Source organism: Roseospira visakhapatnamensis, assembly GCF_014197915.1.
Lineage (GTDB): Bacteria > Pseudomonadota > Alphaproteobacteria > Rhodospirillales > Rhodospirillaceae > Rhodospira > Rhodospira visakhapatnamensis.
Window position 1 is genome coordinate 85,189 of the sequence record NZ_JACIGK010000016.1, and the last position, 8,494, is coordinate 93,682.

At 72.2% G+C, this 8,494-nt stretch carries 6 protein-coding genes; 2 read left to right on the forward strand and 4 right to left on the reverse strand.

Translation table 11 applies throughout. The annotated features are described in order from the left end of the window. Positions 1–18: 18 nt before the first annotated feature. The 4 genes from cysQ to GGD89_RS11800 form a co-directional block, all read right to left on the reverse strand. Positions 19–843 (reverse strand): 3'(2'),5'-bisphosphate nucleotidase CysQ, encoded by an 825-nt coding sequence (cysQ, locus tag GGD89_RS11785; RefSeq protein ID WP_184045452.1) that lies wholly within the window; start codon positions 841–843, stop codon positions 19–21. Then, positions 812–3,199 (reverse strand): xanthine dehydrogenase family protein molybdopterin-binding subunit, encoded by a 2,388-nt coding sequence (locus GGD89_RS11790; RefSeq protein ID WP_184045454.1) that lies wholly within the window; start codon positions 3,197–3,199, stop codon positions 812–814. Before GGD89_RS11790 ends, cysQ begins: the two co-directional genes overlap by 32 nt. A 160-nt stretch (positions 3,200–3,359) precedes the next feature. Next, the gene (locus tag GGD89_RS11795; protein ID WP_184045456.1) at positions 3,360–3,659 is read right to left on the reverse strand and encodes a hypothetical protein; all 300 of its coding nucleotides are present in this window, start codon (positions 3,657–3,659) and stop codon (positions 3,360–3,362) included. 158 nt (positions 3,660–3,817) lie between these two features. Then, a complete protein-coding gene (locus GGD89_RS11800) occupies positions 3,818–4,501 on the reverse strand; it encodes a gamma-glutamylcyclotransferase (protein ID WP_246423064.1) in 684 nt (227 codons plus the stop codon). 322 nt (positions 4,502–4,823) lie between these two features. Here GGD89_RS11800 and GGD89_RS11805 point away from each other — a divergent pair, with 322 nt between their 5' ends. After that, a complete protein-coding gene (locus GGD89_RS11805) occupies positions 4,824–6,110 on the forward strand; it encodes a DUF2125 domain-containing protein (protein ID WP_184045458.1) in 1,287 nt (428 codons plus the stop codon). A 275-nt stretch (positions 6,111–6,385) separates the two neighbouring features. Next, the gene (locus GGD89_RS11810; protein ID WP_184045460.1) at positions 6,386–8,356 is read left to right on the forward strand and encodes a cobaltochelatase CobT-related protein; all 1,971 of its coding nucleotides are present in this window, start codon (positions 6,386–6,388) and stop codon (positions 8,354–8,356) included. Positions 8,357–8,494 lie beyond the last annotated feature (138 nt).

Genomic DNA, 8,494 nt, shown 5'->3' on the forward strand with positions numbered 1-8,494 from the left:
CGGCCGTCCCATCGTCGCTCAGATCCCCAGGTCGGCATCGGTCCAGGCTCCGAAGGCGATGAACGAGGGGTTCAGGAAGTCGGCGCGCTTGGCATAGCCCAGGGGGGCGCCGTCCTCGGTCTCCACCCGGCCGCCGGCGGCCAGCAGCACCGCGTGGGCGGCCGCCGTGTCCCATTCGCAGGTCGGCGCCAGGCGCGGATACAGGTCGGCCGCGCCCTCGGCCAGGCGGCAGAACTTGAGCGAACTGCCGGCGTTGACGCGGCCGGCCACCGGATAGCGGCGCAGGTAGGCATCCATCGCCCCGCCCTCGCCGTGGGAGCGGCTGGCCAGCACCACCAGCCCCTCTGGCCCCGGGTGGCGGCACCGGATCGAGGCATCGCCGTCCGCGTCCAGGCGGCGCGCCGTGCCCGGTCCGTGGCCCAGGTACAGGGTGCCCAGCGCCGGGGCCAGCACCAGCCCCAGCACCGGGCGGCGGCCCACCACCAGGCCGATGTTCACGGTGAACTCGCCGTTGCGCTTAACGAACTCCTTGGTGCCGTCCAGCGGATCGACCAGCCAGAACGGGCCGTCGCCCACCATGGGGATCCGGCCCTCGGCGATGCTTTCCTCGGCGGCCACCGGAATGCCGGGCGTCAGGTCGGCCAGGGCCGCGAGGATGATGGCCTCGGCGCGACCGTCGGCCTCGGTCACGGGCGACTGGTCGCCCTTGGTCATGACCTGGAAATCGGTGTCGTAGATCACCATCACCGCGCGGCCGGCCTCGTGGATCACCGGGACCAGGGCCTCGGCGAGGCGCGCCAGGGCGGCGGCGTCAAGCGGCGGTCGCGTCGTCGTCTCCACCATGCGTGTCCTTGTGTCGCCGCGCGGCCTGGATGGCCTGCCACACGCGCAACGGCGTGGCCGGCATGTCGATGTGGTCGACCCCCAGGGGCGCCAGGGCATCCAGGACGGCGTTCACCACCGCCGGCGTGGCGCCGATGGTGCCGGCCTCGCCCGCGCCCTTCACCCCCAGGGGGTTGGTGCGGCAGGGATAGTCCTCCACGGCCTCGAAGGCAATGGGCGGCAGGTCGTGGGCCCGGGGGAGGGCGTAGTCCTGCAAGGTTCCGGTCAGGAGCTGGCCGCTGTCGGGATCATAGACCACGTGTTCGAACAGCGCCTGTCCGATCCCCTGGACCGCGCCGCCGACAATCTGGCCCTCCAGCAGCAGCGGATTGAGCACCACCCCGACGTCGTCCACGATGGTGTGGCGGACCAGGGCGACGGTCCCCGTCTCCGGGTCGATCTCCACCTCGCACACATGGCAGCCATTGGGATAGGTGGCCTCGGGGGGGCGCCACGCATGGCTGGCGCGCAGGCCCGGCCCGTCGGCTCCGGGCGGCCGGTGGGCCGGGTCATCCACGGCCGCCGCCACCTCGGCCCAGCGCAGCGCCCGGTTGGTGCCCGGGCGGCGGAACAGGCCGGTGTCGGGATCGTGCTCGATGGCGTCGGGGCCGTCGGCCTCCAGCACCCGGGCCGCCACCGCGCAAGCCAGGGCGATCAGCTCGTCCGAGGCCGCCGCCAGCGAGGCCCCGCCCACCGGGATGGAGCGCGACCCGCCCGTCCCCTTGCCGGTGGCGATCTCGTCGGTGTCGCCCTGGCGCACACGGATGGCCTCCAACGGGACCCCCAGGGCATCGGCCACCATCTGGGCATAGGCGGTCTCGTGCCCCTGGCCGGTGGACTGGGTGCCGATCAGCACCGTGACCGTGCCGTCGGCGTCCATCTGAAGGGTGGCGGTCTCATCGCCCCCGCCGCCGCAGGCTTCCACGTAGTAGCTCACGCCGAGACCGCGCAGTCGCCCGGCCCCGGCCGCCGCCGCCCGCCGCGCCGGAAAACCCGCCCGGTCCGCCTTGACGAGGGCCCGGTCGAGGATGGCCGCGAAGCCCCCGGAGTCATAGGTCCGGCCCAGGACCGTCGTCTTCGGCAGCGCCTCGGTAGGGATCAGGTTGCGCCGGCGGATCTCGTCCGGCGGCAGGTCCAGGACGCGCGCGGCCCGGTCCACCAGACGCTCCAGCAGGTACACCGCCTCCGGCCGGCCGGCGCCACGATAGGCGTCGGTGGGGGTGCTGTTGGTCATCACCCCACGGGCGCGCAGGGTGGCGGCGGCAAAATCGTAGGCGCCGACGATCATGGCCGCGCCGGCCCGGGTCGTGATGAAGGCCGCATGCTCGGAGCAATAGGCGCCGAGATTGGCGCGCATGTCGACGCGGATGGCCAGGAACCGTCCCTCGGCATCCAGGGCCAGTTCCGCCCGGGTCAGATGGTCACGCCCATGCAGGTCGGACGCGAAGCCCTCGGCACGCTCTGCGATCCACTTGACAGGACGCCCCACGGCCCTGGCGGCGAACACCACCAGGGCATGCTCGTTCATGACGAACAGACGCATCCCGAAGCCGCCGCCCACATCCGGGCAGATGACGTGAAACCGGTCCTCGGGCACCCGAAACACGGCGCCGGCCAGGGCCTGCCGCAGCCCGTGCGACCCCTGGCTGCCGGTGATCAGGACGTAGCGTCCGGCCTCGGGATCGTAGCGGCCGATGGCCCCACGCGGCTCCAGGGTCGTGGGCGCGAGTCGGGTGTTGACCAGATCCAGGGAGACCACCCGATCCGCCTCGGCGAAGCGGGCCGCCACCGCCTCGGCATCGCCCGTCTGCCAGTCGAACAGCACATTGCCCGGCGCCGCCTCGGAATGCAGCACCGGCGCGCCGGTCGCGAGCGCCGTGGCGATGTCCGGCGCGGCCGCCAGGGGCTCGACGTCGACCACCACCGCCTCGGCCGCGTCGCGCGCCTGGGCCAGGGTCTCGGCCACGACGAAGGCCACCGGCTCGCCCACGAACCGCACCCGGTCCCGGGCCAGGACCGGCCGGACGGGCGGGGTCATGCGGCGCCCGTCCCGGGACGTGACCAGAAACGCGGTGGGCAGGCCCCCCAGGCCGGCGGCGTCCAGGTCGGCGGCCGTGACCACGCCCAGCACGCCGGGCATGGTCCGCGCGGTCTCGACGTCCACGGCGCGCAGCACGCCGTGGGCATGGAGCGAGCGCACCACCACCCCATGGGCCAGATCGGGCATGGTGAGGTCGTCGGTGTACCGGCCCTCCCCCGTGAGGAAGCGCCGGTCCTCGACCCGCCGCACCCCCTGCCCCTTGCCGAAGCGTCCCATCCCGCCTCCCGCCCATGGTGACGATGGCGCCCCCGTGACGGGGGGATACCGTGACCACCATGTGTCCTGGCGCGGGACGCGTCAAACCCAAGGATACGCGGATCGCGCGGAGGCCGCGTGGCGTGGCGTCGGGCGCGACCGGACCGCGGGCCCCGCCGCCCTACGACGATAGAGGAGTCTTCTTGGGCGAAATCATCACCATGAAGGGAATGTCACCATGCCTCAGGCGCAGCGTCCCCATGGCCGTCACCACCCTCAGGTCCCGGTTCTTGAAGGCCGAATAGATCTCGTAGCCGATGTCTTCCCTGGGAAGCTCCACATGGTCGACGTAATCCATGAAGCAGGCAATGAGTTCGGCGCGCGGCCGCTCGAACATGGTTTCATCGGCCTGGAATTCATAGGTCGCGTCCGGCCCGTCGGCCGCGTCGACCATCTGGGCCACATAGGTGATGTCGGCCATGGGTCTGCGTGTTCCCCCGCGCTGGAAAGGGCCTGTCGGATCGCCGCTTCGCAGCGTAGGGCATCGCCCGCGCGACGCCAACGCGCCCGCGCGGCACCGCCGCCGAATTCATGAAAGCGCAACAGGGACACCCCGCGACGGCATCGCGTCGGGTGGTCTCAGGGCGCCGGGACGTTCCGCTCCGGCTCCGGCGGGGGGACATGACCGTCGACCCATGCCAGCAGGCAGTGAAGATGACTGTCGGCGATGCCCAGCTCGTCCAGGTGGTCCACGGTGCTGGCCAGGTAGTCCCGCGCCGTGCCGTTCGGCCCCACGCCCTGGCGAATCAGGCCGATCCGCGCCGACACGTCCAGATCGCCCGCATACTGCGGATGCGCGGGATCGGCCACGAAGGTGTAGCCGCTGACCCGGTGCCCGTCGCCCAGACCCACCGCTCCGAACCGAGGCTGATAGGCGTAGGTGGTCATCTCGCGCTCGAACAGGTACGCCCGCACGCCGGTCCAGGCGGCCCCCGCCACCCGGTAGGCGATGCCCCGGCACGATCCGCCGCGCCGCAGCCCCAGCACCAGGCCCGGCTTGTCCGGCGTGCCCCGGTAGCGGATGGAGCGGACGCACATGTCGCGATGATAGCCGTACAGAAGCGCCGGCCGGCGATCGATGGCGTCGAACCCGGGGCGCCACATCAGCGAGCCATACCCGAACACCCAGACGTCCTCCGGACCGTCGGTCCCCGGCGGGGTGCCGTCGGCCGACACCGATGTCGCGGCGCGAGGGTCGCTGGCCGCCGCAAAGCGGAGCATGGCCGGACGGGGCATGGGCGGAGTCTCCGAGGTCTCTGTCATGGCGCGGGCCGGTTTCCTGGGCATGGTGATCCGGGACGGTGGCGGCCATGGTGGCGACGCCGGTCCAGACTTTCTATAGTAGGCCGAGGACGGGATCCGCCAATAGGGATGATCGGTCCGCGCCCGCTTTCGCGCGAGCGGCGAACGGTCGCCCGACCCGCATGCCGGTCGTGACGCCACCGGGTGCCAGGAGACGAAGCGACCCATCGGCCGGGGCCACCCCCTCCCGCCCCGCATCCACCGGCACGGCGCGGCGCCCCCAGCGGGGACCCGCGCTGGTCGGTTCCAGTATTACCGTCGCCACCGCCAGGAGCGGAGCCGCATGCGCCAACCCCAGTCCGGGTCCTCCCCCGCACGCCAGACGGGCGACCGGACCCGTTCGTCCCGGCGTGGCCGCGACGCCGGTGATCGCCGGTCGGCGGAGTCCACGCCGGACACGCCCGCCAAACGCACCAGGCGGCGCCGCGCGCGGCGCACGCGCCGGTCCCGTCGGCTGCCGTCCAGCACCGGACTGGTGGTGATGGTGATCGCGCTGGCGGCCGCCTACGGCGTCTACTGGATGGTCGTCGCCAACATGGTGCAAAGCGGCATCGAGGCCTGGGCGGCCCAGCAGGAAGCCCAGGGCGTAACGATGTCCTTTCGGTCGGCCCGCGTCGGCGGCTTCCCCGGCACCGTCACGGCGCGCCTGACCGCCGTGTCCACGCAGGCCAGCGTCGCCCATGGCGCGTGGAGCTGGCAGACCCCGTCGCTGGCGGTGGAGGTCAATCCCCTGACCCCGTTCGCCGTGACCCTGGACCTCGGGCTGGCGCCCCATGCGATTCGCATCCCCGTCGGGTCCACGGCGGTGGCCCTGACCGCCATGGCGGAGACCGCGCGGCTGCGCCTTGACTCCTCCAACACGCGGCTGACCAGCGCCGAGTTGACCCTTGAATCGGCGCGCCTGGGCGCCGATGCCCTGGAGGGCGACGCCTACACCCTGGACGCGCTGAGCGCCCGCTTCGATGCCGTCGGTCCCGCCGAGCCCGAGGCCGATGACGTGACGCAGCGGGTCTCCGCGATGCTGTCCGGGCTGTCCGTCCCGGCGGCGGCCCGCCTGCCGTTGGGACGGGACATCGCGGCCGCGCGGCTGGAGGCGCGCGTTCTGGGCCCCCTGCCGCAGGACCGGCCCCTCGACACCGCCCTGGCCGCCTGGCGCGACGATGGCGGGTCGCTGCTGCTGGACATCCTGGAGGTCGACTGGCCGCCGTTGTCGGTGCAGGCGACCGGCCAAGTGGTCCTTGACCACGCCTTGCAGCCCGAAAGCGTCCTCAGGGCCCGCATCGTGGGATTCGTCCCGGCCGTGGACGCCCTGCGGGAAGAGCGTCTGGTGCGGAGCGCCGACGCCACCATGGCCAAGGTGCTGCTCACAAGCCTGGCGCGCCCCGCGCCCGACGGCGACCTCGTCCTGGACCTGGCGGTGGTGATCCGTGACGGGACCCTGTGGGTGGGACCCGTGGCGCTGATGCCGATGCCGCGCATGCCCTGGGGTCCCCCCCGGGGGAGCCTGGGGGACGTGGGCATCCGCCCGGGATTTTCGCTGGATCGCGAGGGCAACGTGGTGCCGAAGTAGCGCGCTCCGCATCGCGCTTGCGTTTGGCGCCGGAAGCTCCTAGGTGTGATCCGTCTCCCCGATGGGGTGGTCGCCCGGGCTGTCCCACGGACGATCCATCGTTTTATCGGCGCGGCGGTGTCGGCTTCGGACCGGGGCCACGACGGAGACACACCGGACCGTCGCACGGGCGACGGGTCCCTGTATCGTGAGCCCCCGATCTCGTGGCCGCCCGCGCGCCGGCCACCCCCACGCGCGGTCAGGCGTTCTGACCGCAGGCACTGCCCAGGTCCCCCATGACCGCTCCTTTCCGTCACGGCCCCAGTTCCACGACCGGCCCCGGGTCCCCTCAGGGTCGCGCCGCCGACGCCGCCACAGAGACCTTCAAGCGGGCCACGGCCTCGTGTCTCCGCGCCCTGGCCGCGTCGACCGACCTGCCGGTCACCTTCGCCCCCGGAACCGCCCATGCCGGCGCGGACGGTGTCCGTCTGCCGCAGCCGACCCGCCGCCTGGATGGCGAGCAAATCACCCGCCTGCGGGCCACCGCCGACGGCCTGGCGATGCGGTTGCGTCATCATGATCGCCAGGTGCATGGCGCCCTGATGCCCACAAGCCCCGAGGCCGCCGACGTCTACAACACGCTGGAGCAGGCGCGGGTCGAGACCCTCGGCGCGCGGCGCCTGGCCGGCGTGTCACGGAACATCGGGCAGGCCCTGGAACAGCGCCTGGTGTCCGACGGCTTCGACCGGGTCTCGCACCCCGACCAGTTGCCGGCGGGCGAGGCCGCGCGGTTGCTGGCCTTTGCCCGCTTCGGCGCCGTCGACCTGGGGCCATCCGGGGCGCGGCTGCTGGACATGGCCCAGCGCCGCCTGGCGTCCGATCCGGCGTTCCTGGACGCCCTGAACGGGTCGCTGACCGATCAGACCGCGTTCTGCCGCAGCGTGCGCCGCTGGATCGATGCCCTGGGTCTGGAGGCATTCGACGACAGCGCGCCGGAGTCCGAGACCGCCGACGGCGACAGCGACCAGGCTCCCGACGAGGGCGGCGACGGCTCCGCCGGCGAGCAGCCACAGGCCGTGTCGGCGGCGGGACCCGACTCGCCTTCGCCGATGGACGCCGGCGACGGCGAGGGGGACAGCGGCGACGAGAACACGGACTCCATCGCCGAGGCCATGCGCCTGGGCCAGGGGACCGAGGAACCGGGCGGGGACTCCGGCCCGCGCCACGACAACGCCGATCCCGGCGATCCCCGCCAGGCGCTGTACCGGGCGTACACGACCCACCATGACCAGGTGGTGGACGCCGCCGACCTGGCCGATCCCGAGGAACTGAACCGCTTGCGGGCGCAGATGGACGGGCAACTCGCCCATCTGCAGGGCGTTGTCGCCCGGCTGGCCAACAGGATGCAACGCCGCCTGATGGCCCAGCAGCAGCGCGCCTGGGCGTTCGACCTGGACGAGGGCCTGCTGGATGCCGCGCGCCTGGCGCGGGTGGTCGCCAATCCCATGACCTCGCTGTCCTACAAGCAGGAAAAGGACACGCGTTTCCGCGACACCGTGGTTTCGCTGCTGATCGACAACTCCGGCTCCATGCGGGGACGCCCCATCAGCGTCGCGGCCCTGAGCGCCGACATCCTGGCCCGCACCCTGGAACGCTGCGCCGTGAAGGTGGAGATCCTCGGGTTCACCACCACCGCCTGGAAGGGCGGCCGGTCGCGCGAAAGCTGGGTGGCCGACGGCAAGCCGCCGCATCCGGGCCGCCTCAACGACCTGCGCCACATCGTCTACAAAAGCGCCGACGCGCCCTGGCGCCGCGCCCGCCTCAACCTGGGGCTGATGCTGCGCGAGGGCATTCTGAAGGAGAACATCGACGGCGAGGCCCTGCTGTGGGCCCATCAGCGCCTGCTGGGCCGACCCGAGGCCCGGCGGATCCTGATGGTGATCTCGGACGGCGCCCCCGTCGACGACTCCACCCTGTCGGTCAACGCCGGAAACTACCTGGAACAGCACCTGCGCGACGTCATCCACATGATCGAGACGCGCTCGACCGTCGAACTGGCCGCCATCGGCATCGGTCACGACGTCACGCGCTACTATCGCCGGGCGGTGACCATCATGGACGCCGAGGACCTGGGAGGTGTGATGATGCGCCAGCTCCTGGAGCTGTTCGAGGACGACCCGAGCGCCCGCACCGCGCTGGCCGACCTGGCATCGCGTCCGCCCACCGCGCCCCCCATCTCCCCGCGCATGCCCACGGGCGTCATCTAGAGTGCTCTGGGGTCGGGTTGAGTCGCCAGGGATTCCCACGGACTCGATTTTATGATTCAACGGACTGACCGTTAGGAGGTCGGTCCGCATGGGAAAACCCTATTCGCGTGATTTGCGAGGGCGCTTCGTGGCGCTGTT